Source organism: Syntrophotalea carbinolica DSM 2380 (assembly GCF_000012885.1).
Taxonomy (GTDB): domain Bacteria; phylum Desulfobacterota; class Desulfuromonadia; order Desulfuromonadales; family Syntrophotaleaceae; genus Syntrophotalea; species Syntrophotalea carbinolica.
In genome coordinates this window covers 742,828-767,879 of sequence record NC_007498.2, presented here as the reverse complement: position 1 = coordinate 767,879, position 25,052 = coordinate 742,828, and the positions used below count along the sequence as shown (strand labels likewise).

At 55.8% G+C, this 25,052-nt stretch carries 25 protein-coding genes and 1 riboswitch; of the genes, 14 read left to right on the top strand and 11 right to left on the bottom strand.

All coding sequences use genetic code 11. The features are described 5' to 3' along the window. Positions 1 to 91 precede the first annotated feature (91 nt). Positions 92 to 1,468, bottom strand: a complete 1,377-nt coding sequence (locus PCAR_RS03925) for an alginate export family protein (protein WP_011340337.1) — start codon at positions 1,466 to 1,468, stop codon at positions 92 to 94. A 608-nt stretch (positions 1,469 to 2,076) separates the two neighbouring features. Between PCAR_RS03925 and PCAR_RS03920 the strand changes: the two genes are divergently transcribed. The 3 genes from PCAR_RS03920 to PCAR_RS03910 all read left to right on the top strand — a co-directional run bounded on the left by PCAR_RS03920 (position 2,077) and on the right by PCAR_RS03910 (position 8,025). Further along, positions 2,077 to 3,489 carry a GGDEF domain-containing response regulator gene (locus PCAR_RS03920; protein ID WP_011340335.1) on the top strand — a complete coding sequence of 471 codons (1,413 nt, stop codon included), beginning with the start codon at positions 2,077 to 2,079 and terminating at the stop codon, positions 3,487 to 3,489. 269 nt (positions 3,490 to 3,758) lie between these two features. Continuing rightward, on the top strand, positions 3,759 to 4,247 hold the full coding sequence (locus tag PCAR_RS03915; RefSeq protein ID WP_011340334.1) for a hypothetical protein: 489 nt from the start codon (positions 3,759 to 3,761) through the stop codon (positions 4,245 to 4,247). A gap of 184 nt (positions 4,248 to 4,431) precedes the next feature. Continuing rightward, complete coding sequence (locus PCAR_RS03910) at positions 4,432 to 8,025, top strand: DUF748 domain-containing protein (RefSeq protein ID WP_011340333.1); 3,594 nt, start codon at positions 4,432 to 4,434, stop codon at positions 8,023 to 8,025. 7 nt (positions 8,026 to 8,032) lie between these two features. On the opposite strand, the gene PCAR_RS03905 is transcribed toward PCAR_RS03910, so the two are convergent. Then, positions 8,033 to 8,869 carry an SIR2 family NAD-dependent protein deacylase gene (locus PCAR_RS03905; RefSeq protein WP_011340332.1) on the bottom strand — a complete coding sequence of 279 codons (837 nt, stop codon included), beginning with the start codon at positions 8,867 to 8,869 and terminating at the stop codon, positions 8,033 to 8,035. 137 nt (positions 8,870 to 9,006) lie between these two features. Beyond that, positions 9,007 to 9,177, bottom strand: a complete 171-nt coding sequence (locus tag PCAR_RS18755) for a hypothetical protein (protein ID WP_158447397.1) — start codon at positions 9,175 to 9,177, stop codon at positions 9,007 to 9,009. Positions 9,178 to 9,453: 276 nt separating this feature from the next. Here PCAR_RS18755 and PCAR_RS03900 point away from each other — a divergent pair, with 276 nt between their 5' ends. From PCAR_RS03900 to PCAR_RS03880, 5 genes are all read left to right on the top strand, one after another. Continuing rightward, a complete protein-coding gene (locus tag PCAR_RS03900) occupies positions 9,454 to 10,680 on the top strand; it encodes a carboxylate--amine ligase (RefSeq protein WP_011340330.1) in 1,227 nt (408 codons plus the stop codon). After that, entirely contained in the window at positions 10,677 to 11,642 is a 966-nt protein-coding gene (locus PCAR_RS03895) for a 3-phosphoglycerate dehydrogenase (RefSeq protein WP_011340329.1), read from the top strand. The genes PCAR_RS03900 and PCAR_RS03895 overlap by 4 nt, the downstream gene beginning before the upstream one ends. A 23-nt stretch (positions 11,643 to 11,665) precedes the next feature. Beyond that, positions 11,666 to 12,568 carry a phosphoenolpyruvate mutase gene (gene aepX, locus PCAR_RS03890; RefSeq protein ID WP_011340328.1) on the top strand — a complete coding sequence of 301 codons (903 nt, stop codon included), beginning with the start codon at positions 11,666 to 11,668 and terminating at the stop codon, positions 12,566 to 12,568. A 69-nt stretch (positions 12,569 to 12,637) separates the two neighbouring features. Continuing rightward, on the top strand, positions 12,638 to 13,282 hold the full coding sequence (locus PCAR_RS03885; RefSeq protein WP_011340327.1) for a hypothetical protein: 645 nt from the start codon (positions 12,638 to 12,640) through the stop codon (positions 13,280 to 13,282). Positions 13,283 to 13,396: 114 nt separating this feature from the next. Next, positions 13,397 to 14,266 (top strand): hypothetical protein, encoded by an 870-nt coding sequence (locus PCAR_RS03880; RefSeq protein WP_011340326.1) that lies wholly within the window; start codon positions 13,397 to 13,399, stop codon positions 14,264 to 14,266. Positions 14,267 to 14,285: 19 nt separating this feature from the next. Here the strand turns inward: PCAR_RS03880 and PCAR_RS03875 are convergent, their stop codons facing one another. After that, entirely contained in the window at positions 14,286 to 15,059 is a 774-nt protein-coding gene (locus PCAR_RS03875) for a class I SAM-dependent methyltransferase (RefSeq protein ID WP_011340325.1), read from the bottom strand. A 107-nt stretch (positions 15,060 to 15,166) separates the two neighbouring features. Between PCAR_RS03875 and PCAR_RS03870 the strand changes: the two genes are divergently transcribed. Continuing rightward, positions 15,167 to 16,549: a PQQ-dependent sugar dehydrogenase gene (locus PCAR_RS03870; RefSeq protein WP_011340324.1), complete on the top strand. Its 1,383-nt coding sequence runs from the start codon at positions 15,167 to 15,169 to the stop codon at positions 16,547 to 16,549. A gap of 80 nt (positions 16,550 to 16,629) precedes the next feature. Here PCAR_RS03870 and xerC read toward each other — a convergent pair whose 3' ends face one another. Then, positions 16,630 to 17,538 carry a tyrosine recombinase XerC gene (xerC, locus tag PCAR_RS03865; protein ID WP_011340323.1) on the bottom strand — a complete coding sequence of 303 codons (909 nt, stop codon included), beginning with the start codon at positions 17,536 to 17,538 and terminating at the stop codon, positions 16,630 to 16,632. A 105-nt stretch (positions 17,539 to 17,643) separates the two neighbouring features. Between xerC and PCAR_RS03860 the strand changes: the two genes are divergently transcribed. The 4 genes from PCAR_RS03860 to PCAR_RS03845 are packed head-to-tail and all read left to right on the top strand — an operon-like array spanning position 17,644 to position 20,573. Further along, complete coding sequence (locus tag PCAR_RS03860; protein WP_011340322.1) at positions 17,644 to 18,474, top strand: esterase/lipase family protein; 831 nt, start codon at positions 17,644 to 17,646, stop codon at positions 18,472 to 18,474. Beyond that, entirely contained in the window at positions 18,471 to 18,866 is a 396-nt protein-coding gene (locus PCAR_RS03855; protein ID WP_011340321.1) for a secondary thiamine-phosphate synthase enzyme YjbQ, read from the top strand. The genes PCAR_RS03860 and PCAR_RS03855 overlap by 4 nt, the downstream gene beginning before the upstream one ends. After that, the gene (locus tag PCAR_RS03850) at positions 18,863 to 20,059 is read left to right on the top strand and encodes a DUF362 domain-containing protein (RefSeq protein ID WP_011340320.1); all 1,197 of its coding nucleotides are present in this window, start codon (positions 18,863 to 18,865) and stop codon (positions 20,057 to 20,059) included. The genes PCAR_RS03855 and PCAR_RS03850 overlap by 4 nt, the downstream gene beginning before the upstream one ends. 1 nt (position 20,060) lies before the next feature. Further along, entirely contained in the window at positions 20,061 to 20,573 is a 513-nt protein-coding gene (locus PCAR_RS03845) for an LEA type 2 family protein (protein ID WP_011340319.1), read from the top strand. A gap of 185 nt (positions 20,574 to 20,758) precedes the next feature. On the opposite strand, the gene PCAR_RS03840 is transcribed toward PCAR_RS03845, so the two are convergent. From PCAR_RS03840 to PCAR_RS03825, 4 genes are all read right to left on the bottom strand, one after another. Continuing rightward, positions 20,759 to 21,001, bottom strand: a complete 243-nt coding sequence (locus PCAR_RS03840; protein ID WP_011340318.1) for a hypothetical protein — start codon at positions 20,999 to 21,001, stop codon at positions 20,759 to 20,761. Between the two features lie 149 nt (positions 21,002 to 21,150). Next, a complete protein-coding gene (locus PCAR_RS03835; protein ID WP_011340317.1) occupies positions 21,151 to 21,438 on the bottom strand; it encodes a DUF167 domain-containing protein in 288 nt (95 codons plus the stop codon). After that, complete coding sequence (locus PCAR_RS03830) at positions 21,438 to 21,983, bottom strand: DivIVA domain-containing protein (protein ID WP_011340316.1); 546 nt, start codon at positions 21,981 to 21,983, stop codon at positions 21,438 to 21,440. Before PCAR_RS03830 ends, PCAR_RS03835 begins: the two co-directional genes overlap by 1 nt. Positions 21,984 to 22,138: 155 nt before the next feature. Then, positions 22,139 to 22,420, bottom strand: coding sequence for a YggT family protein (locus PCAR_RS03825; protein ID WP_011340315.1), 282 nt, complete (start codon positions 22,418 to 22,420; stop codon positions 22,139 to 22,141). 384 nt (positions 22,421 to 22,804) lie between these two features. Between PCAR_RS03825 and PCAR_RS03820 the strand changes: the two genes are divergently transcribed. Next, the gene (locus PCAR_RS03820; RefSeq protein WP_011340314.1) at positions 22,805 to 23,872 is read left to right on the top strand and encodes a 3-deoxy-7-phosphoheptulonate synthase; all 1,068 of its coding nucleotides are present in this window, start codon (positions 22,805 to 22,807) and stop codon (positions 23,870 to 23,872) included. Between the two features lie 171 nt (positions 23,873 to 24,043). Here the strand turns inward: PCAR_RS03820 and PCAR_RS03815 are convergent, their stop codons facing one another. Next, positions 24,044 to 24,229 carry a hypothetical protein gene (locus PCAR_RS03815; protein ID WP_011340313.1) on the bottom strand — a complete coding sequence of 62 codons (186 nt, stop codon included), beginning with the start codon at positions 24,227 to 24,229 and terminating at the stop codon, positions 24,044 to 24,046. 141 nt (positions 24,230 to 24,370) lie between these two features. Then, a complete protein-coding gene (locus PCAR_RS03810; RefSeq protein ID WP_011340312.1) occupies positions 24,371 to 24,673 on the bottom strand; it encodes a hypothetical protein in 303 nt (100 codons plus the stop codon). A 246-nt stretch (positions 24,674 to 24,919) separates the two neighbouring features. Then, positions 24,920 to 25,025, top strand: a riboswitch (TPP riboswitch). Positions 25,026 to 25,052 lie beyond the last annotated feature (27 nt).

Here is a 25,052-nt window from a genome sequence, read left to right as displayed (position 1 = left end):
TGTCCTTCCCAGCCAGCTTGCTGAAAAAAAGCGACGGAACCGTTGTTTCCACACCTGGGAAAAACAGATCCGCCGCTTTTGCATATCATCGTCAGAAAGAATAACTCAGTTCGGCACGAAGGAACAAGGCCGTATGGTCCTGTTGTTCGTCCGTATAGTAATTCCCGGGATCCAGAAGTTCAAACCAAAGATGTCCTGAAAGTTTGTCTTTTGCAGTAAACAGTTTTTCCTTGAGGGTAAAGCGGTTTTTCCAGGTAAAAAGCAAACCGCGATCATTCCCGCCACCCGCACCGTTGTCCTCAGGTGCCCACATGTATCCGAGCAGGAGTTCCATTTTCAGTTTTTCAATGGGTGAAATTGAAAAATCGATATAGGGCATATTCACGTTGGACCAGCGACCTGCACCGTCGGTATCAAAGGCATATACATATAATTCGCTGTATTGCGGATAACGCGCCCAGAGAGGATTCCAGCCCTCATCCTCGGACGTTTCGGGATCATCGCCGGAAAGATAGTACCAGCCCAGCCCCATACGTGCTTTCTGCGCGGCAAGGGATTCTATGGACAAGACAGCCTTGGCGTCGACCATAAACGCTGAGATGTCATTGCCTACCTGATAGGCTGCCTCAAGATTGCCTTTGAGATGATTGCTGAAGACCGGCATCAGGCGGGCACCAACGGTATGGCGGTCATTGTTGTTAAGAAAAGCGACATCCTGTTCATGGGTCTTAACGAGATAATACGCCTCAAACGGAAGCTTTTCGATGGATTTGTTCTTAACATAAACACCGCCGCCCGACTCCGTACCGTCATAATCATTTCCACCTGCGAAACCGACAATGTCGCGGTCTTCGGAGTGCATGACGATCGGATCCTTCGCGTGGGTGTTTATATAAAGAAAATCGACCGTTGTGTCTGCAAAACCGGAATAAGTCAATTTCACGGCATCGAAATAAAGCGTTCTGGAACCATCTTTCGGCGTTCCTTCAAGGATCAGTTTCCCTGTTCCGTAGAACAGATCCTGACGCCCGACGCGAAGAGTCCAATCATTCCATTTCCAGTCGAAAAACAGGTGGTCGAATAAAATCTCGTCTACGGAGTTCCAGACATGGTTATCCGCCTCCGGATAAGTACGGAATTCATTGACGAGGCGGGCTCTTAACATGAATTTTTCGTTCAGATGGTATTCCCCCCAAAGACGGGTCCGATAACGCTGAAAATGATTCACGCCACCTCGCGCTTCACCGCCGTTGGAGTAGGGAATATTGTCAAGATAGACTTCACGTAGCCGGATATCGCCCCCGAACAGAAATTCCGGATGAGCAGACGCGGTATTCGCCTTCAAACCGCCCACCGTACCTGGCGGGCTTCCCTCCGATGTTGCTTTCCCGTTTTGATCCGCGCCGACCGTCAAAGGCATCATGGCCACCAGAAGCGCCAGAAAGGCGATACTCAAGTTAACTCTCATGACAACACTCCTCCATTTTACATTTTTCCGGCGTTTCTCACGCCAAGCATAAAAATTGACAACAAGGGTAAATCACCTAAAAGATGTATGTAAAACCAACTCTTTCAGGACCACCGATAAATAGAATTTTCCGCTTCTGCCGCCCCCCCCCTTGAGGGCTTGATTATGCCGGAAAACTCTAAAAATTGCCGGTTCTATTTTAGGGAGGGTTACAAAACGATGCATCCTGAATGTTCTGAGCCCCGAACCTGACACCCAAAATAAATCAGTTCAACCTGTTTCACCTGCGAAGAAGAGTTCAGGCTGGCCGATGGTCTGATTATCGTGTTTCCTTGAATACCGGCAAACGACAGCCTGAAGCACCGGGAATTCTGGTTGCACTTCGCATCCTATGCTATAGTATTCCCATTTTATATTCCCTCATTATTTTTCTCATTCTTGAAATAATTTTGGCAATTACCTGTTTCCGAGCCAAGCTCACAGCCAAACCGGTGGAACACATAATTTTTGAACGCAGGAAAAGAATCTCTGTCAATTGCCCGTAAGAAAGCTCACAGGGCGGGCAGATCTCTTATCATTTTGTTGCACAGAGGAGCAGCGAGATTACCATGAAGAAAATCCTCATCATTGATCAACAGGATTTTTCCCGGATTGAATTAAAGAACTTCCTGGATTCTGAATATCTTGTCATAGAATCAAAAAATGAAAAAGAAGCGCTTGAACAAATCGACCACCATCATCCGGACCTGGTTATCCTGGATATGGATATCATAGGCGAAAACAGTCCCAATTTATGTTTAAAACTCAAAAGATCCAAAGGATTAAAAAACGTCCCATTGATACTGTTATTTTCGAGTGAACATAAGGAGGCTATTGTTAATGGTCTGCATTCCGGCGCAGACGACTACCTGACCAAGCCATTCAATCGAAATGATCTTTTATCAAGAATCGAAATCCATCTCCGCACTCAAAATTATTATTCGGATCTCCGGAAAAACGATTTACTCATGTTGCTGGAGTTAACGGAGACCATTTCCGTTACCAGAAACCCCAGAAGGATTCTCTCCATCATCGTTGAAAGACTGATCAAAACAATCGACGTCTCACGATGTTCTATTATCGGGATCAATGACTTCGGTGAATTGCTGGTATTGGCCAGCAGCGATCTGCCGGAAAATCAGGAAATCAAGCTCGATTTGAAGAAATATCCGGAAATCGAAAAAGCGCTGGAAACCCAGCGCCCCGTCGTTTTGCAAGATATCACCAATAGCGCCCTTATGAAACCGGTCAAAAAACACATCGAGGCTTTGTCGGACAATGCGGTTTTCGTCGTGCCGATTATCAAGAAGCAAAACGTGATCGGGACCTTTTTCCTGCGAACCGCATGCCTGCAAAAAGGGGGCATCACCGACAGAATTTTCAAGTTGTGTCAGGTCATCGCCAGCATATCGGGAAACGCCCTTGAGAATGCGATTATTTTTGAGTCCATGGAGACGAACAAGAAGCTGCTCGAGGATTTATCCGTACGGGACAGTCTGACGAAACTGTATAATCATCAGCATTATCATTCACGGCTGGAGGACGAGTTTTCCAGGGCGCAGCGCTACAATCTGGATTTGTCCTGTATCTTTTTGGATATCGACAATTTCAAAAATATCAATGACCGCTATGGGCACCTCGCCGGCGACATGGTGCTACGGCAAATTGCCCGACTCATCAGCCAGGTTATCCGTAAAAGTGACATCTCCGCACGTTATGGCGGTGAAGAGTTCGCCATATGCCTCCCCAACACCGGCGGTGTTGCCGCAAACGAACTGGCGGAAAGACTCCTGGTGATGATCCGGGAGCTTTCCATTCAACAACTCAAAGGGGAACATGTCACGGTCAGCATAGGTACCTCGACCTATAGCAACCATAACGTGGCGTCCTATAGCGAATTGCTCCACCTCGCCGACGACGCCATGTACGAGGCCAAGAAATCAGGAAAAAATCGGTTCTGTTGTTCCACCGCTATGTTTTAAAGCGTCTCGCGGCATGAAAATTCTGCCCTTATCGGCCGGACATAACCATTTAGCGGATGGGCTGTCGGATGCAGGGGCGCCATGCCCCACCGTTGCGCAGCTATTTTCCGATAAATTCACCTCTTCAGCTTCACAGTCTTTCCTACCCTGCTATCGTTTAAGGCAAAGTCCCGGTTGCCTGCTTTCTAAAAGCATATGGATTTCACAGTCCCCATTATCGCCCGGGATATTTCGAATCCGGGCGATCGCCGAGGAAGGAGCCTGCGTCCATGAAACCTGATTTCGCATTAAAAAAAACGAAACTTGAACAAAAGATTGCCGGCTTTGCAGGATACGATTCCCACCGCTGCGCGCAGGCCGACTGGCAGTTGCGCAAACACCTCGCCGACGCATTGGAAAAGGTGAGCGACCGCCTGGCCGATATCATGGTCAATCGGCCGGAGCACGATCCGTTGGCTGAAAACTTCGGCTATTCGCTGAAAACTCTGGCCTATGTCAAAACAGAATTGTCCCCGACGGACATTGAGGAGAAAAAAACGAAAGGCCTTTCCCGGCAGGACGAGGAAAGGATACTGGATGCCGACCTGATTTTACTCGACAAGGTCGCGGGTCTGCACACCCCGTTGGATTCACTGGAAGGAACCGACTCGCCGGAACGCGCGAAGGAGGCCCTCAATCTTTTCGATGAAGGCCTGGCGGAAGTGGATGACCTGTTCCAACTGCGCTGCCGCTTATACCGGGATAAGACCCGTTCCTGAAAATTCAGGCGCCCCATGGGCCGCAATCGGCGTTCCTTTTTTCATGGGCAAGGAAGACAGGGAACCGTGCACCCCATCCTGCTTTCTGACTTCGTTCCCTTTGGAACCGCCCTGTTACATCTCTTCCATAGACTTCAACTGCGTCTGCAACCTATGCTATGCGATATATCCGAAGGATACAGATATGATCAGTCGTCTCGCAGTATTTATCAGCGAAAAAAAACAGGACATTAGGCGTATCGCCCTCTGGACAGCCGGATTCATCGCCCTGTGGGCGGTGGTGGCGGGCCTGATCCTGCCGCCGATCATTCGCCACGTGGCCGAGAATCAGCTTTCTGAAAAACTCGGCAGTGCCTGCTCGCTGGGAAAAGTGCGTTTCAACCCCTTTACCCTGCGTTTGACGGCGGACAAGCTGCGGGTACCGCTCCCTGACGGGGAAGAATGTTTCAGCCTGGAACGTTTCGAAATACGCGTCAGCCCAGCCGGCATCTATAGATTTGCCCCCGTTCTGAGCGACCTGAAGTTAACCGATCCGCACCTGGAGATGAGATTGCGCCCGGATGGCAGTCTCTCCCTGGCCGACCTGGGCCAGGCCTTGCAGAAAGCATCGCCTGACGAAACGTCACAACCACAGACATCCGATACAACTCAAAAAGAGTGGAATCTGTTCGGCGTCATGCTCACCGATCTGGAGATTACCGGCGGTCTGATCCATTTTCGCGACGACATCCGCGTAACGGAACATACGGTGGCCGATCTGGGATTTTACGTACCCTTCACCTCCACCCTCAAACGCCATCGCGAGCGTGCCATCACCCCTTACCTGGAAGCGGTCATCAACGGACGGCCGCTGCGAGTGGATGGACGCCTGGCACCCTTTGCCGAACAACTGCATACCGAATTCGACATCCGCCTCGACAACCTGGATCTGGTCCGTTTCCAACCCTATGTGCAACCCTTCACCAGTGCCATCCTCAATGACGGCCAATTCAGCACGGACCTTATCTTCAGCATGCGCCAACAGCCTGAAACCGGCATCCGGCTGGGCCTGAGCGGTCAGCTGACACTGGCCGGCCTCGAGGTGCTGGCGCCAGACGGCGAAGAGGCGCTGCGCCTGCCCCGCCTGAACGTCGAACTGGATGGGGCGCTCAATACTTCCGAGGGAATGACCTTGAAGAAGGTGGATGTGCAGGGCCTGCAAGCCCACCTGACACTGCTGAAGGACGGCCGGCTCGACTGGCAGACCTGGCTGAAAAAAAACGCGGCCCAAGAGGTCCCGCCGCAGGACACCCCACAGCAACCCCACCTGCCGCTGCACCTGAAACGCTTTGAGCTTCGCGACGCCCGCCTGCTTTGGCAGGACCAAAAAGTCAAGGGCGGGTTCAAAGCCGAAGCGGAACACATCGCCGTAACACTCACCGACCTGGATCTGCCCGGCAGCGATCCCGCCGAGCTTCAGGCCGATCTGACCCTCAACCGAACGGCCCACCTGTCGCTGCAGGGCACGCTCCTGCCGGATCCTCTGCAGGGGGATCTGCTGTTGCAGCTCGACGGTCTGTCGACACCCGATTTTCAACCGTACATTGCGGCAAGCGGTATCCCGGTCACCCTTCAAAAGGGCATATTCTCTGCTGGCGGCCGCCTGGAAATAACCGCGAACCAGGAGGGCCCGGCTCTGTTATTCAAAGAGGGGGAGGCGCATTTGCAGGAGATATCTGTAAAGCGCAACGACACCGGCAAGGACTTCTTCCGGATGGGAGCCCTGGCTCTTACGGGGGTAACCGTGGATATGCCGCAGCATCGCCTGGTAGCGAAACAACTGCTGCTTGAAAAACCTGAGCTGGGTCTTCGCCGGGACCGTCAGGGGACCATCGACCTTTTGCAGTTGCGACCGCCCGCAGCGCCCCGAAATACCGGAACGGCGACGCCAGAGCCGGGCAAGCCCTGGCAGACGCAGCTGGCGGAACTGAAACTTGTGGACGGACAGATCAGCATCGGCCTTGAGGGACCGCGACAAACCTCGACGGCGGTTTTTCATAAACTCACCGGCAGCATAACCGGCTACGACTCGGCCACCAATCCTCCCCTGGACATCGCCCTCAGCGGGCGGGAAAAACAGGGGGGAACGTTACGCATCGACGGCAAGGGGACCCTTGCCCCCCTCGCCATGAACCTGCGCGTTCGCACCGCCAAACTCAATCTCAAACCGTTCTCGCCCCTGCTGGGGCAGGTCAACCCGGCCCTGCGGCTTGGCGCCGGCACCCTGACCCTGAGCTTGCGGACCGACCTGAAAGATACCGGTAAAAATCGACTGCGGATCCGGGGGCAGGCTGCTATGGAGTCCTTGTCGGTGCTCGACGGCAAACAGGAGTTCGCCGCCCTGCGCTCCCTGCGGATTCAGGATCTCGACATCCAACCCGGGCGGCAACGCTATACCACCGGCCCGATAACATTGGTCCGCCCGCATATCAATCTGATTGTGGGCGACGATGGCGTGAACAACCTGGCACGCCTGTTTGGCCAGACAGCCGACAACGCCGCCGGAACGACAACTTCCTCCCCGCCATCCCAAACTAAAAAAGAAGCGCAGACAGATGTGACCCTGGGGATCGGCGGATTGCAGATCAGCGATGCCAACCTGGTGATGCGGGACGAACGCTACCAGCCCGCCGTCATCAACCGGCTCGACAAGTTGGCGGTGACCGTCGAAGCAGTGGAAAACACCCCGGACAGCCTCGCCAAAATCAGCTTTGCCGGCGAACTGGACGACGCGCCGATCCAGGGAGAAGGATCTATAAACCCCCTTCGCGCAGACGCCGCCACCGAGCTCCAGGCACAACTTAAAACCCTTGATTTGACGGCGCTCTCTCCCATGTCGGAACGTTTCATCGCCTATCCGCTGCAAAAGGGGATGTTCACCCTCGACAGCAAGATTTCCATCGCACAGGGCAAGCTCGATTCCACCCACAGCATCCAGCTCGACGGACTGGAACTGGGCGACAAGGTTGAGGCTCCCGACGCCCCCAATCTGCCGGTCAAACTGGGAGTCAGCCTGCTTCAGGATCCTGCCGGCAACATCCATCTTACCCTGCCGGTGCGCGGCGACCTCGACGATCCGAGTTTCAGCGTCGGCGGCCTGGTGTTCAAGGTTATCGCCAACCTGCTTTTAAAAGCGGTGACCTCGCCGTTCGTATTCCTCGGCAATCTTATGGGAGCCGGCGAAGAGGGACTGGAATTTGTCGCTTTCGATCCGGGAGAAGGAAGGCTGCTCGCCAAAGACGCCAAAGCGGTACCGGCCGTCGCCGAGATGTTGCTGTCGCGGCCAAAAATCGATCTGCTACTCATCCCCCAGGCCGATGAGGAAGATCGTGCATTGCTGGCAGAGGCCTATGTGCGGCGGCGCATGCAGGAAATCAAGCACGCCGACCTGCCCAAGCAGGAACGTGACCGGATCAAACCGCAGGAACTGCCGGTCGGTCCCGAAGTGGATGCCGACGAATACGAGGACCTGCTGTTTGACGTGTATGCCGAACAGCCTTTTGACAAACCGAAAAATCTGATTGGTATGATTCGTAAATTGCCCCCGCAGGAAATGATGGAGGCCATCCGCGACCATTATCCCAGGGACGACAACACCCTTGAACAGCTGGCGCTGGAAAGGGCCCGCCACCTGCGCGCAGCATTCGTCGCCCTGCACCCGGAGCTGGAAAGCCGCATCAGCATTGAACCGCCCAAGGTTCCGGGGGAAGGGCATCGCGTCACCTTCGGCATCAAATAGCCGACGTTCAATCGGATGCGGTCGATCCCGGCACCGTTATATCCAGGTGCTTTGCAACCGCCCTGAAATAAACGTCGAGATCGCCATCGACAAAAAACCGGTGAGGTGCGGGAGGCAGCATCACCGCCCCCCGATTCACGACGACTGTTGTTGCTTGGGTATGATACGGGAGTAACGAGGCCGGAGTAACTTTAAGGGAGGAGCCCAGTACCAGCAACAGATCGCACTGGGCGATTAGCTGCTCGGCGGCTTCAAAAGCGTGTACCATCTCACCGAAAAAGACAATATCGGGCTTAAGCACACTGTTGCAGGCACTGCAATAAGCCAGAGGAGGCTTGGAACTGGTGGACATGGCCCGTTCCCACCAGGTATAGGAAAGCGCCTCATAGCTTTTGCCACAAAAGAGGCATTGCGCGGAACGGTACGAACCGTGAAGGTCGATGACCTTGCGGCTGCCGGCCAACTGGTGAAGCATGTCGATATTCTGAGTGATGAGCCCCGCCAACCCCCCGGCTTTTTCCAGGCCGGCCAGGAACCGGTGGGTAAAGGTCGGCCGGATAGCCTTGACCGTACTCACAAAATCCCGTGTGAATTCGTAGAAATACCGAGGCTCCCGATGAAACCAGTCGATATCGAAAACCTTCTCGGGATCGTATCGTCGGGTCACATAGAGCCCCTGCGGCCCTCGAAAGTCCGGGATGCCCGCCGCCGTGGAGATCCCCGCACCGGACAGGGTCACCACGCAGCGGGAACGTCGAATCATGTCGGCGCAACGAGCCGGTTCGAGTATGTGGGGTTCAGGTACGGACATGGCATCGGTTACGGCCACCGCTCCGGAGTTCATACCTCGGGGGGTACCGCATCGGGAATGGGGTTTACGCACAGACTGAAGTAGCGTAACCAGCCGACCTGTTATTTGCAAGTCAAAATCTCAGGTTTACCCCGGTTGTATGGCGGATCCATTCAAACACCCGCATCCTGTCAACCGTTGGGGAACTCCTTCTGCATCCTGCACACGGAGTCAGACTCATCGAAAACGGTACGATACCAGCTCCAATAGTAGGGCCGCTTGCCACCGTAAACATCCTGAGCAGGAAGCTTTCGAATATCCACCTCTCGCGAACCTTTTGTCCTGATTCCATTTTCAGTCATGCAGACACCTCCTTTATCCGGAAGGCAGATCGTGCCCGACCGGAAACTCCGGCCGGACAGTAGATAAACAGTATATCAGTTCGCTGGATTTTTATATCCCCGGCCAGCAACTATCACCGGCATCTAGCCTTATCGACAGGGCTTCCCCGCTCCTGCGGGGTGAGCTTGACTTTAATTCCAACAAGGATATGGTTTTTTATAAGAACGAGGTACCGGCCGTTAAAACAGCCTGTCCTGATGCCGACTTATTCATCCGCTTGACGAAGGATTCCGGGTATGCATGCTACTGCAGACAACAACCCCTTCGCCGTGGTTACCGGCCTTGAATACATGCAAGGCATTCAAGCGGCCCGAATACTTGCGAAGCGTCATCACCTACCGGTTATCGCGGTATCCACCAACAAAAATCATCCTTATAACTTAACCAACTGCTGTCACCAGGTCGTCTGTACCGACAACAACCTGATTGAAGATCTGATCGTTATAGGTCGGCAGCTGGCAGAAAAAGCCGTGTTGTTCCCCGGTACCGATGCGGACGTATTGCTCATCTCGCAAAATCGCCGCCAATTATCCCAGTGGTTCCACATGTGTTTACCGCCAGCGGAAGTGGTCGAAATGCTGATGGACAAATTGCAGTTTTACGCTTTTGCCCGGGAAGCAGGATTTCGCGTACCCGACACATGGTTCATTCATAACCGTCAAGAGCTGGATAGCGCCGCCCGAAAGGTTGTCTTCCCCTGCGTTCTCAAACCCCATTACAGGACCGCCAAATGGAACGAACTCTCGCCTTTTAAAGCGTTCAGAATCGTCACGGCGGAACAGCTGACAGCTACCTACGAGCAATACAAAGCCGCCACGGAATGCTTCATCCTGCAAAATTGGATCGAAGGTCCCGACGCCAACCTGTATTCATGCAATGCCTATTTCGATGCCAATACAAAACCTCTGGCATCCTTCGTGGCGAGAAAAATCCGGCAATGGCCGCCGGTCATGGGGCAGAGTTCGCTGGGCGAGGAATGCCGCGACGATGTTGTCCTTGCCGAGACGCTAAGGCTTTTCCAGACGGTCGGATTTCACGGACTGGCCTATCTGGAGATCAAGCGCGACCAGCGGACAGGAGAGTATTTCATCGTTGAACCGAACATCGGCCGTCCCACCGGCAGATCGGCCATTGCCGAGGCCGGTGGGGTCGAGTTGCTCTACACCATGTACTGCGACGCCCTCGGCCGGCCCCTGCCGTCCAACCGGGTTCAGCATTACGGTGGCGTCAAATGGATCAACCTCAGACAGGATCTCAGGTCGGCATTCTATTACTGGCGCAAAGGAGAATTGACTTTCAACCAATGGCGTAAATCGGTACGCGGACCCAAGACTTTCGCCATTTTTTCCTGGACCGATCCGTATCCCTTCCTGGGGGATCTGTGGCGCGCAGCGCGCCTGTTTTTCAACAAGGAAGAACGCGGCAAACGAAATCCGGATCGAACCATCGGGGAGGAAAAATGAAGATCCTGCTGGCCAGCAAAATCGATACCGGAGCCCTGGAGATTTTGAGTCAGCGCCATGATGTGGTGTCGGGCGTCGGTGAAACGGAAGCAGCCCTGAAAAATCTGATACGCGATCGCGAAGCCTTGATTTTCCGAAGCGGCGTGAACATCACCGCCGGGATCATGGCCTGCGCTCCCGACCTGCAACTACTTATCCGGGCCGGATCCGGCCTCGACAACGTCGATCTGGATTATCTGCGCAACCACGATCTGAAACTGGTGCGAATCCCGCAGCCGGGAGCCCGGGCGGTGGCAGAACTGGCCTTCGGCATGATGCTGGCGCTATCCCGTCAGATTCTCGTTGCAGATCAGTTGCTTCGCAAAGGAACGTGGGCCAAACACCAATTGAGGGGACACCTGCTGGTCAACAAGCAGCTGGGTATCGTCGGCCTGGGCAACATCGGCACCCTGCTCGGACAGATGGGCCTGGCCTGGGGAATGCAGGTGCTGGGTTGCGTGGAACACCCCTCTCCAGAACGCGCCGCTCAATTTGAAGCCAAGGGCCTCCACCTGACCGACCTCAACACCGTCCTGTCGACGGCCGATTATCTCTGCGTATGCGTACCCCTCAAAACCACCACCAGCGGCCTTATCGGCCACGACGAACTGGCCATGGTAAAACCCGGAAGTTTTGTTCTGAATATGGCCAGAGGCGGCATCATCGACGAGGCCGCCCTGAGCGAAGCACTTCGCCAGGGCCGGTTGGCCGGTGCCGCCCTCGACGTGCACCAAACCGAAGGGGAAAACCAGATTTCGCCCCTGGCCGATCTACCGAATGTTGTTCTGACGCCCCATATCGGCGCCATGACCATCGATTCCCAGCGTGAAATCGGCCGCAGAATCATCGACATCATGGACGATTTCGACCCGGCAGAACAAACACCCGGAGGCAGCGCACCGGGAACCGGTCACCCCCTGTGAACCGTCCCCCAAGGAGGGTTGTCATGCAGAAAAAAACGTCCCAGTTCAAATCTCTGTTGCATTCGCCGGATGTTCAATTCCTCATGGAAGCCCATAACGGCTTAAGCGCCAAGATCGTCGAAGAGGCTGGTTTCAAAGGCATCTGGGGCAGCGGACTGGCCATATCGGCTGCCCTAGGGGTGCGGGACAACAACGAAGCCAGCTGGACCCAGGTACTGGACGTTGTCGAGTTCATGAGCGATGCATCCAGCATCCCGATCATGCTGGATGCCGACACCGGCTATGGCAATTTCAACAATGTGCGCAGGTTGGTGCGTAAACTGGAACAGCGAGGGGTCGGCGCCGTCTGCATCGAGGACAAGCTGTTTCCGAAAAACAACTCGTTGCTGGACGACGCCCGTCAGCCATTGGAAGCTATCGATGTTTTCGCCGGAAAAATCAAGGCAGCCAAAGACACCCAGCAGGATGAGGATTTTTGCGTCATCGCAAGAATCGAAGCCTTCATTGCCAAATGGGGGCTGGGCGAAGCGCTCAAACGCGCCGAAGCCTACCATAAAGCGGGGGCGGATGCCTTGTTGATCCACAGCAAACTGTCGACGGCGGAAGAGATCCTGGCCTTCATGAACGAATGGCAGGATACCTGTCCCATCGTTGTGGTCCCGACCAAGTATTACACGACACCGACCTCGGTATTTCAAGAGGCCGGTATCAGTCTGGTGATCTGGGCCAACCAGCTGCTGCGCTCGAGCGTAGCCGCCATGCAGAAAACCGCGGCCATAATTCATGAACAACAGTCGCTGCTCGGGGTCGAAAAAGAGATCACCCCGGTAAAGGAAGTCTTCCGTTTACAAAACACCGACGAACTGAAAAAGGCCGAGGAACGTTATCTGCCACCGACCCGCACCCCCGATCCCTCCGGCGGATAAAAAGCGCTACCCCGGCACCAACCGGTTGGCCATCGGCCACCGAAACCCTCTAGCAAAGCGACGACTGTCATGACCTTCTTCTCGCTTAACCGCTGCATATCCTATAAATTATTGCTCTGTCTGTATCTACCGGCGGGCGTACTACTGCTGACTGTTCTGCTGGCAAGCGTACATATGGATATTCCTCTGGCCATGTTTACCAGGGATCCGGCCGACATTACCCATACATCGCCGTTTTTAGGGGTCGTGTCGAACATCTGCATCCTGCTGTGGTGTGCATCGGCCGCCATTTGCTTCTTTTCCTTTTTTGTCTTGCGGAAAACCGGGGCAAACAGCGCCGCCATCTTTTTCCTGTTCTCCGGCCTGCTCACCAGCATGCTCATGTTGGACGATCTATTCCTGCTGCATGAAAGGATTTTCCCGGAATATCTGCACTGGCGACAGCGCTATATCTACCTGAGTTACGTGTCCATCGTCCTTGTGTACCTGACAGCATTCCGGCACATCATCTTCAAAAACAATTTCCTGCTGCTGGCGTTGGCCCTCGGGTTTTTCTTTCTGTCGGTCGCGGTGGACTGTATGGCCACGAAAATGGAGACTCTCGTACTCGACTATCACCTGTTTGAGGATGGCTTTAAACTTTTCGGACTTGCCAGCTGGCTGGGCTATTTCGGCGAGAAATCTCTATACATGATGTTTCGGCCCGATGGCTGAGGCAGCAAAAAAACCACAAGGCATTCGTTGTTTTTGTACCTTGTGCACCGCATTCGAAAAAACGTGGCCTTACCTGTCTCGCTCGAAGCCGGAAGGATTGAGGATACCGCCCCTATGAGTGTTATCGCCACCCAAAATACACGGGATGTATCAGAAACCTCTCTGCCGATTCTGACAGAAGAGGAACTCGCCGCCTGGCTGATGCAAAGAGGAACAAAAGTCATCCGCCACCATGGGCGTTATTGGATGGCGACGCACCCCGGATTTTATTCCGCAACCCACCCCATGGCCAGAATGAAGCTGGCGGAAGCCAGCCGTCCAAGCCCTCTTTGCTGGGGATTTCGCACCTCTTTGGGCGAAACCGACGCCCACGGGGCCAATGGCAGCATGCCGCTGCATTTGTTGGCGGATATCAAGAACTATACATTGCAAACCCGAAGCGCACGCTGTCGCAACAAACTGCGTAATCTCCGCAAGCAGGTTAGCATTGTCGAATTGCACAAGCCGGACCTGCTGCTGGAGCAGGGCTACGACATACTTTCCTCGGCCCACGCCCGCAACGGTTATGGCAGGATTCCCGGCCGATCCGCCTACCGCAAAGAGATCGAACGCTATTATGATGCCGGGCGTGGCTTGGTGATTGGAGGGTTGATAGAGGGAAAACTCGGGGGATATATAACAAGTTACGCGGTCGGCGCAACCGCCTACGTGGACGACCTGTTTCTGCACTCCGCCTATCTGCGCACCAACATCAGCCTCGGCCTGTTTTTCGAATGGGTGCAGATCTGCCGCCGGGCCGGATCGATTCGCGAAATCGTTCACGGCCTGCACGCCAGGGAGGCGCCGGGATTATGCCGCTACAAGGAAGAGTTGGGGCTGTCGGTCGTACACGTACCGGCACGCATATGGTTCGCCCCGTTGACCGGCAGAATCGTTAAAAAGCTGCGCCCTCACGCCTACTATCGCCTGACCGGACACGATTAGCAAAGACATCGCCAGAAGCTTACCCCTCCGGCACGGTCCGGGCCATATGCAAAAGCCCTTTTTCTGCCTTGAGGTCGGTAAACTGGAAATCGGGCCACTCTTGCCGCCAGCGCCGGGCGACCGCCGACTCGCCGGAGCGGGCATAGTCATCCATGAAAACCGTCCCGTCCCGGTTTAACCTGGGCAGCAATATCGGTCCCGCCGGATAACGTGCAAGGTCACCCGTTGTGTCCGGCGGCCCATCGACGACCAACATATCGATGCCGATGTCCTGCGGCAAAACTCCACTTGCGTACCAGAGCCAGGAATCGCCGCTGAGGTCATACGCCTGCAACGGCGCATCAAGAACCGTTGCCCACCCTTCCAGACCCTGAGCGATGATTTCCCGGCGGGTCTTTTCGGCAAAAACGGGGTCATGATCCATACTGTAGACGTGCCCCTCGCCGTTCAGCTGCATGCACCTGGCCAAAACCACCGTACTGACCCCGCTGCCGCATTCCACAACAACCCGCGGGCTGCAGCGGCGCGCATGACGGGCAAGGTGCCACAAAAAATCGGGGGAACCTGCCCAACCGCGCATCAGGGGAAGGCTATTATGCATGTCCAGTTCCCGATAGAGCCCTATCAGGCACTCCAGTTGTTCATAGAGACCCCGGTTTTGGGATGCGACTTCAGCCGACAGGCTTTTCTTCAGGCGTTTAATCTGGCCGTGCATCTTGTGCAGGCGCACATAGATGAAGATCCCGCCAAGGATACACACCAAATATAGCAAGACGATGCCGATATGGTTCATGTCCTACCCATACGTTGTAAAAAGAGTAAAAAAATACAGGTTCGCGTGCACGACCTTTGACTGTGATATTCTTTTCCCAAACTCTCTTACGCCGGAGCGTTGCCCTTATGTCCCGTATCCTGCTAGCCATAATGGGATTTGCCGCCCTGTTTGCCGGTTGCCTGCTGGCCCGTGCTCTTTATCTCATACCGGACCTTCCCCTGTGGTACTGCCTGCTGCCGCTGATTCTAACCATTTTGGCATTCGGCGCCATGGTCAATCTTGTCCACCTCCGATGGGCTATGATTCAACTCACGACAGCTTTTTTCGCCACACTGGCTTTGACCTTCGTTGTTCCGCGAATAGGCACGCTTCCGGCCAAAACCGGCAACGACGGTCTGGTTACCGTGCCCCTGCATATCCCGCCCGCTTGGTCCGGAACCATAAAACCCGAATCGCCAATATTGCAGACCGTCCCGGGGTTCGAAATATCGGTTTTTGCCTCCGGCCTGACGGGTCCACGAATGTTGGCTTTCAGTCCGGCTGGCGATCTTTACGTATCGCTGCCCAGAGCCGGCCGGATCATGGTCCTGCCCGATGAAAACCATGACGGCGTCGCAGACCGTCATATGACTTTTGCCGACGATCTCGACCTGCCTCACGGTTTGGCTTTTGCCGGGCAGGATCTGATCGCCGCCGAAAATGGACGGTTGATACGCCTGCCGGATGGCAACACGGATCTCCGTGCCGACCGTATCGAAGTGCTTTCCAACGATCTTCCCGTCGGCGGCGGTCACTGGACCCGTAGCGTGGCCATCGGACCGACGGGCGACTATTTCGTGGCGGCCGGCTCCAGCTGCAACGCCTGCATGGAAAAAGATCCGCGCCGCGCAGCCATCCTGCGCATCCCGGCCGGTGGCGGACAGGCGAAAATTCATGCCCGGGGGCTTCGCAACAGTGTCGGTCTGGCCTTCCATCCCGCAACCGGCGAGCTGTGGGCCAGCAACAACGGACGTGACCGACTCGGGGACGATCTGCCTCCTGAGGAAATCAATCGTATCGTCCCGGGCGGTGATTACGGTTGGCCGTTCTGCTATGGCCGGCGGATCCCCGATCCCGATTACGGCAGCGTCTCCCGTTGCCGTCAGACCCTGCCGCCGGAGGTCGAAATGCAGGCCCACTCCGCACCCCTGGGCATCACTTTCGGCCACAAGCTGGCGTTTCCCAAAGCCTATCGCGACATGCTCTATGTAGCTTTCCACGGTTCCTGGAACCGCAGCATCCCCACCGGCTACAAATTGGTCGGCATCCCCGTCGAGAACGGCCGCCCCACGGGACCGCCGCAGGATATTGTCCGTGGCTGGCTGCAGGGCCGCAGGGCCTGGGGACGCCCTGTAAGCCCGGCCGTCGGTCCCGACGGCGCCTTGTACCTGTCCGACGATCGCGCCGGCCTCATCTATCGAATTACCGCCATGGAAGAGGCTACCAAGATCACCGAAAAAAGCAACTAAACGCGCTAGGGTTGCAGCTGTTTCGCACAACCGTCAGCAAAGCGCGGCTGTCCGTACCAAGCAAAAATACCAAGCAAAACTCATTTTTTTTTGCGCCCCCGGGGATGGGTACGGTCATAAACTTCCATCAGCCGATCGAGGCTGACCTGGGTATATTTCTGCGTGGTGGACAAGGAGGCATGGCCAAGCAATTCCTGGATGGCACGCAGATCCGCACCGCCGTCCAACAGGTGGGTGGCAAAGGTATGACGCAAGGCATGGGGGGAGGCATCCTTGAGGATACCGGCACACAACAGCCATTTTTTAAGGTTGCGTTCGATGCTCCTGGATGAAAGCCGCCCACCCCGGTAATTGAGAAACAGCGGTTGTTCCCGATCCGGAACGCCACGCTCGGCCAGATAACGTCCCAGGGCCTGTCGGGCCGGACGGCCCATGGGTACGATGCGCTCCTTATCCCCTTTCCCCCTGACCCGTACCAGGCCGTCGCGAAGATCGACATGGCCGACGTCGAGGCCCTCCAGCTCCCCCACGCGCAGACCGCTGGAATAGAATAACTCCAGGATCGCGCGGTCGCGCACCGTCAGCGGCTCGTCACCATCGGCGGCCTTGATCAGGGCAAACACCTCGTCCACGGTCAGAACCTTGGGCAGATACTGCTCCCGTTTGGGAGTCGCCACAGTCTCAGCAGGACTGACGGCCAGCTCGCCCTGGCGGACGAGATAGCGGAAAAAACTACGAACGGCCGAAAGCTTGCGACCGATGGTGGTCTTGCGATTGCGTTTGTGCAAGCGGGCGAGATAACGCCGCAAAACAAGGGCATCGACCTGCTCTATGGCAGAAGCCGTATTTGACGAACCTTCCTCCCCGGCCTCCTGTTTGAGAAATCGGGAAAACTCCGTCAGATCCTGCCGGTAAGCCCGCAAGGTATGGGGCGACAGGTTGCGTTCCACTTCAAGGTGCCGGCAGAATCGAGCGATCAGACGATCCATGTCAAAGCCTTTCAAGGCAGCATCAAATGGTTGTCGAACTGTATTATGAGCGCGTTGACGCCTACCTATGGGCGTGCCATAATGAGCCACAAAACAGGAGGAACCTTGCAGACTTTCTTCAAGATATTGACATGTTTTTTCGGGGCCGTAGGCGGCTTGACGACACTGAGTTACGCCTTGTACTGGTATGAAACCGCCAACCGGCGTCCCGAGCTGGTCAATCAGCGTTTCCGGCCCGGCAGGCTGGTCCTGGCAGGCGGCTTGATCCTGGGCGAAACGCTTTTCCTGATGCTGACCATCCTACTGCACCCCTTTGGATGGTTCAACCGCAAAGCACCGCCCGTCAACAGCGATCGCACCCCGATCATCCTGTTGCACGGCCTGTTTCACAGCCGCGCCTGCTGGTGGTGGTTAAGACTGCACCTGCGGCGCCAGGGCTGGAAAACGGTCTACGCTGTCGCACTGCCTCCCTGGAAGAACGTGGAAGTCCTCACCGAACGGGTGGCTCATATCGTAGATACCCTGCGTCACCGCCATGGCGTGCGCCAGGTTCACCTGATAGGTCATTCCATGGGCGCTCTGATTGCCCGCAACTATCTGCAGATTCGCGGCGGCGCGGGCAAAATTGACCGTTGCGTGCTACTCGGCGCACCCCACCGGGGATCGAAACTGGCCCCTTTTGCCCTGTCGCCGCTGGGCATGCTGCTGTTACCGGGCTCCGAGTTCCTGAAACGTCTGGCGGCAGCCGCCTGGCCCGCAGATACCGGAGTCGTCAATATCTATTCCCGCCACGACAACATGATTCTGCCGTTTGACAATGCCGTGCTGCCGGAAGTTGCCAACCGGGAAATGATCGGCATGGGTCACACCTCCCTGCTGTTTCGGCCATCGGCCATCCGCTGTATCATCGACCATCTCAAAAAGGAGCAGCCATGATTACCCTGGAAGTCAACAGCCGGCAGCGTGAGGAATTCATCGATATCAGCGCCCAGGTCCGGCAGGCAATTCGCAACGCGGGTGTCAACCGGGGCATCGCCTGCCTGCATGTGCCGCATACCACCGCCGCCGTTACCATCAACGAAAACGCCGATCCCGATGTGCTGCACGACCTGCTTCTCGGTCTGGAACGACTCGCGCCGCGCGATGCCGGCTATCGCCATGCGGAAGGCAACAGCGACGCCCACATCAAAAGCTCCCTGCTGGGCGTGGATCAGACCCTGTTGGTCGAAAACGGCGAACCGGTGCTGGGCACCTGGCAGGGGATTTATTTCTGCGAATTCGACGGTCCGCGACGCCGCAGGCTGCATATCCGGATACTCGAGAAATGACCTTGCCTGTGGCGCTGGCAGCGGCCGGCGATTATCAGCGAGATACCGTGGAGCAGGCCCTCGCACGTGTGATGGCGGAACTGGGGGGGATGAACGCCTTCGTGCGGCCTGGTCAAAAGGTACTGATCAAGCCGAACATGCTGGCCGGCAAGTCGCACGACAAAGCGGTAACCACCCATCCGGAGGTGGTGCGCGCAGTGATCCGCATGGTTCAGGAGGCGGGCGGCAGTGTTTCCGTAGGCGACTCGCCAGGAGTCGGCACCCCCGCCGAGGTCGCCCGCCGTTGCGGCATCATGCAAGTCATCGAAGAGACCGGGGCGCGTTTTGCGCCTTTTGTCGAATCGGTTCGTGTGGGACCGGTGGGGCGGACCTTCCGGCAACTGGAGCTGGCACGCGATATTCTGGATGCCGACGTCATAATCAACATCCCCAAGCTCAAAACCCACGGCATGATGGGATTGACCTGCGGCGTCAAAAATCTTTTCGGAGCGGTAGTCGGCATGCGAAAACCGGCGCTGCACCTGCAAGCCGGGGCCGACAAAGGTCTGTTTGCCCTGATGCTGCTGGAACTGGCGGAACATATTCGACCGACCCTGACCATCGTTGATGCCATCGTCGGCATGGAAGGCAACGGCCCCGGCAGCGGGGATCCGATCACTATGGGGGCCCTGCTGGCCGGCACCAACGCCTTGGCTGTCGACAGCGTCGCCATCAATCTGGTCGGCATGACGGCAGCGGACGTCTGGACCCAGCGTCTGGCGCAACAGACCCAGCGATACGGCAGCCGCCTGGAGGACATCGCGTTGCGCGGCGACGCCCTCCAGGATCTGGCGCTGCCCCGCATTTGCGCGGCCCACAGCGCCGACATGGTCTGGGGGATCCCGACCTGGCTGCAAGCTCCCCTCCAGCGCGCCTTGAGCTCACGTCCTTATGCAGATCCGCAGTTATGTCGCCACTGTGGCCTGTGCGTAAAGCACTGTCCCCCGCAGGCCATGGTTTTGAAACATGGTCGCCTGCATATCGACTACCGACGTTGCATTCATTGTTTTTGCTGTCAGGAATTGTGCCCTTACGGTGCCCTGCTGACCCGCCAGGGTTGGCTGTTGCGCCTGACCCGCCGACTGGGCGAGCGCAAACGGCGCCATTTGTCCGAACAATCTCCAAATGATTCCGGCAAAGACCGAGGAGACTGACATGAACCTTCGCACCTTGCTTTTGCAGCGCCTGCTTCCCGCGGTGATTCTTCTGCCTTTGCTCTGGGGCTGCGCCGCGCTGCGCGCGGAACCGCCGGAAGTCGCACTGGCCGGACTGCAGGTGGAAAACCTGACCCTGAGTCACGCCATACTCTCTGCGGACCTGAGTCTGTTCAACCCCAACAACTTCGGCATCAACGTACGTGAAGTGCGCTACGCCCTGTCCATCGGCGACATCCGCGTGGCCCAGGGCACATCTCTGGAAAGCGTCCGACTCGCAGCCCACCAATACGGCCACCTGCCCCTGCGACTCTCCACCGCCTATTTCAACCTGTTGCGCCTGGGGCCCCTGCTCGAGCAACACAAGCCTCTGCCTTACAAAATCACCGGGACAGTCATCCTCGGCAAATCCCTGATCGGCAGCCACGGCTTCCCCTTTGACAAAGAAGGTATTCTCGATCTCTCCGAACTCACCGGCGAGTCCGAGTCCGACTCCGGCGGCACCAACCCATAAACGAACAGCGGCGCCCCCTGGTTCGGGCGCCGCTGCCAGCACATAGCCGATCGTATGTTTAAAAAGGCCGCACGGCTGGGGCGATACCGGCAGACCCTTGCCTCGCTCCTGTCGAGCCAACCAGCCAATGCAAAACGCTGCTTACGGCAAATCCGGATGGGTGGTTCACTCATGCCGTTGAGATCTTAACGCCTAAAATGCAGTTCGTTCTGCAGCTCGAGGATTTTTTTACGCAAGGCCAGCACCTCACCATGGGAGGCCATCCCCTTGAGGTAATAGCGCAATTCCTGATACTCGCCGTGAAGCTCCTCCAGACGCTTCATCAACTCCTTGTTCATCGTCTTCAACTCTTCATTTTCCCGCTTCAGACTGCGAATTTCCTCGAGATGCTTGCTGTGCATGTCGACACTTACAACCTTGGATGCCATGGTCCACCGTCCCTTTCTGATCCCTATCGAATCCTTGTGACCTGGCTGGTTATAATTTTACCTTTAAAACGGCCGAAGGTAAATGGGCATTCGCCAAACATTTGGCAGCAAAGGAGGCGGAGGCGTGGCGGTCAACCGAGGAAGGCGTGTTAAAGCAGTTTATTGCGTACTTCATCGAGAGTAACACCCTCGATAAGGAGACGTTTATGACGCGATTTATCACCGGACACGAGGGTCACCCGACTTTTGGCCACCCCCAGCAATTTGGCGAGAAATTCCCGGCACAATTTATTGGCGGCACCTTCAACCGGCGGTGAGGTGAGGCGGATTTTGAGACTTTCCCCCTGCAAACCGGCCAATTCATTCCGACTGGCCCGCGGTTGCACATGGACACTGAGCACAACGCCCTTATCGGTTTGCGACAGACATTCCGCCATCAATCCGCATCCTCCCGGGCAGGAGGGGCAATCTGCGCAGACGCGTCATCCTCGAGGATCTCCATCAGCACGGGCTGGAAGCGCCCTGCATCCTGAATGGACAGGGTGTTCATATCCAACAGCCGCATATGACTTTCAACCACGGCCCGCAGTCCCGATTCGAAGGAAACTTTCTGGCGACGCAATTCCTGGATTTCAGACAGCAGATCCATATGCCGGTTGCGCGCCTCCTGCACGATCTTTTCACCCTTCAGTTCCGCTTCGGCGACAATAATTTCCGCCTCCTTGGATGCATTGGCCTTCAATTCATCGGTCATACGCTGAGCGGTCAGCAGGGTTTCCTTGAGCGTCACCTCGCGCTGCTTCATTTCGTCGAGGCTGTCACGGGTACGCGACAGCTCTTCCTTGAGCTTCTGAACTTCCAGGTGAAAGCGTTCCAGTTCGTCGGCCACCTGTTCGAGGAAGCTGTCGACTCCGGACTTATCGTAACCCAAAGGGCGTGTTTTAAAACGGTGCTGCTGAATATCGATGGGGGTGATGGACATGAAAAAGATCCCGATGCAGTTTTTGTTGTCTGAGCAATAACTTCGCTCAGGCTGAAAAATCGATGGCTTGGATTGCGGCACCTGAACGCAAATGTCCAGGCAAATCCGCAGACAAACGCGGCAGGAAGACAAACCCCTCGCCGAACCGAGCCGGATCAGCGGAGCAGCAAAGTCCGCAGGAAATTACTCACAAAAAACAGGCCGAAAATCAATACCATCGGGGTGAAATCCAGACCTCCGAACTGCAGGGGCACGATACGGCGCATGCGTTGCAATACCGGTTCGGTGGCACTGTAAAGAAACCGCACGATGGGATTATAGGGATCTGGGTTGACCCAGGAGAGAATCGCCCGCGCCACCACAATATAGGCATAAATCTCGAAGATGGAAGCAAACATTTTTATCAACGTATACTGAAGCCCTTGAACAATACCCACGGTTCAACCTCGCTTGACGTAAATTTTATCGGTTTTTTAGATAATTAACCCCATTTTATACCCAATCCGCGACCGAGGTGTCAACGGTTTCGACACAACAGTCCCCTCAACAGTCGTCAACCTTTGACAAACACCCAAAAAACCGCTACATTTTGCCTTCACTTGGGGATACCTTCACGGCAACATAACGACCATGCACGAATCCGTTGTTCATGTCCGTTCGGCACATCGCATCAGAGGATTCGACGCTGCCGGTTACGCTCAAGGCTCCCCGATACGTGCCGCCCTGGGGCACAAAGCCACCGCCCGGGCCAGAACAGCAGACCCAAAGCGACAATTCAGCAGACAGGATTCACTGCACTGGAAACCAGATAAGGAACTGCCATGATCCGGACCACTAATCTCAATATCCGTTCCCTGACCCCCATTATCGCACCCGCCGATCTGAAGCAGGTTTTTCCCCTCAGCGAGGAGATGGCCGAGTTCGTTTTGAACTGCCGGCAGACCATTCGCGACATCCTCAATCAAAAGGATCGTCGCATCATGGTGGTCGTCGGACCATGTTCCATCCACGATACCAAGGCCGCCCTGGAATACGCCGAGCGGCTGGCCGCGCTGAATGAGGAGTTAAAGGACCAACTGTTCCTGGTGATGCGCGTCTATTTCGAGAAACCACGCACCACCATCGGCTGGAAAGGTCTTATCAACGACCCGGACCTCAACGGTACCCACAAGATTTCCAAGGGGCTCGGCGTTGCCCGCGGCCTGCTGTCCGCCATCACCGAAATGGGGCTGCCCATCGCCACTGAAATGCTCGATCCCATTACGATTCAGTATCTGTCCGACATGATCAGCTGGGGGGCTATCGGCGCGCGAACCTCGGAATCCCAGCCTCATCGGGAGATGGCCAGCGGCCTGTCGTTCCCGGTCGGTTTCAAAAACGGTACCGACGGCAGTCTGCAAATCGCCATCGATGCCATGGGTGCAGCCTGCCATTCCCACAGTTTCCTCGGCCTCAGCCGCGACGGCCGTCCTTCGATTGTGGAGACAACCGGCAATCCCGACACCCATATCGTTCTGCGCGGTGGCGGCGGTAAGCCCAATTACGCTCCGGAAGACATCGCCCAGGCAGAAACCCTGCTGCAAAAAGCCGGTCTGCCCCAGGCCATCATGGTGGACTGCAGCCATGCCAACTCCTTCAAGGACCACGAGCGCCAGGAAGAGGTTCTGATCAGTGCCATCGAACAGGTGGTGGCGGGCAACCGCTCCATCGGCTCATTAATGGTCGAAAGCAACCTGCAAGCCGGCAACCAGAGCCTGAACGCCGATATCAAACAGCTGAAATACGGGGTCTCCATTACGGACAAATGCGTCGACTGGGCCAATACCGAACGTATGCTGCGCTACGCCCATCAACAATTGAAGAAATGCGGTGGCCGGGCCATTTCCTGACCCCATGAAAGAATCCAAAGAGTCGGCAGCCCCGAGGGCCTGCTGACTTCGCCATAAAAAGCCCTCTCCGGCATTAAACCGGGGAGGGCTTTTTGCGTTTTGCCGCGTCAAATTACGGCTATCCGACAGCCTCTGGGGCGTGCCGCGCATCAATTCAGGGGCACCGCATGTTTAATCGCGATGCACCAGTGCATCCACCTGCAATTTGACGTCGTCGATATTGACCCGCGCAACCTTGCCATGTTCACGCTCGCTGCGCACCAGACCCTCATCCACCCATGTAAGCAGGAGGGCTTTGCTGATACCGAACATGCCGGCTGCATCCTCCGGCGTAAACCAGGTTTTGACCAGGGACATGAGCTGCTCTCCTTTCCGCTGACGGCAGACAACATCCCTCCGGGAAGATCCCGAAGCCCCGCGCACGCCGCAGCCTTACTTTAACTTTAAAAGAAGTAAGGCAACATGCAACCGGTCGGCATATCGACAGAGAAGAGCTTTCTACAGAGAGTTGAGCAATCGATAGATTTTTTGCTCAGCTTCCCAAACAGCACCGACACGATCCTCCTCGCCAAGTTCATCGAACAACAAGCGGGCGCGATCCAGCAGATTGTGCGCCTTGAGAAGAATCGGCGTCAATTGGGCTTCCAACCGCATCTGGGGAATTTCACCGACCCCCTCTTCATGGTGGGCAAGTTCTTCGACAGCCTGCACTAAAAGGCGCTCGGCTTTGGGATCGCCGGCACCGGACTGTAAATTACGTATTTCGTCCACCAGGACGCGGTAACGATCTGAGATGTTCATGAAAACTCCTTGAAATGGTTGACACTGCAATGCAGTGCCTATTGTAACCACATCCGCCCCGATGGGACAACATCTACCGACAGTCAAGGCTATCAAAATCCTGCCGGCAGGCAGGCGTCGCTGAAGAATGGCGCTTCCGCAAATCAAGTTAAACATTGACGTCCACCATGCCCTGCTGCTAACGTATTCCGTAAACATAAGAATAAAGGCAGTTGTTTCTCATCCGCTCCTGGCGGATGAAAAATAGATAGGCCCTGGGGGAGTTTGCAAAACTGAGAGTCCTGCGCATGCGGGACAACCCTTTGAACCTGATCCGGGTCATTCCGGCGTAGGGAAGCGGCGCAAATGCAGAACCTGACGTGTTCTGCCGAGGTCGCAT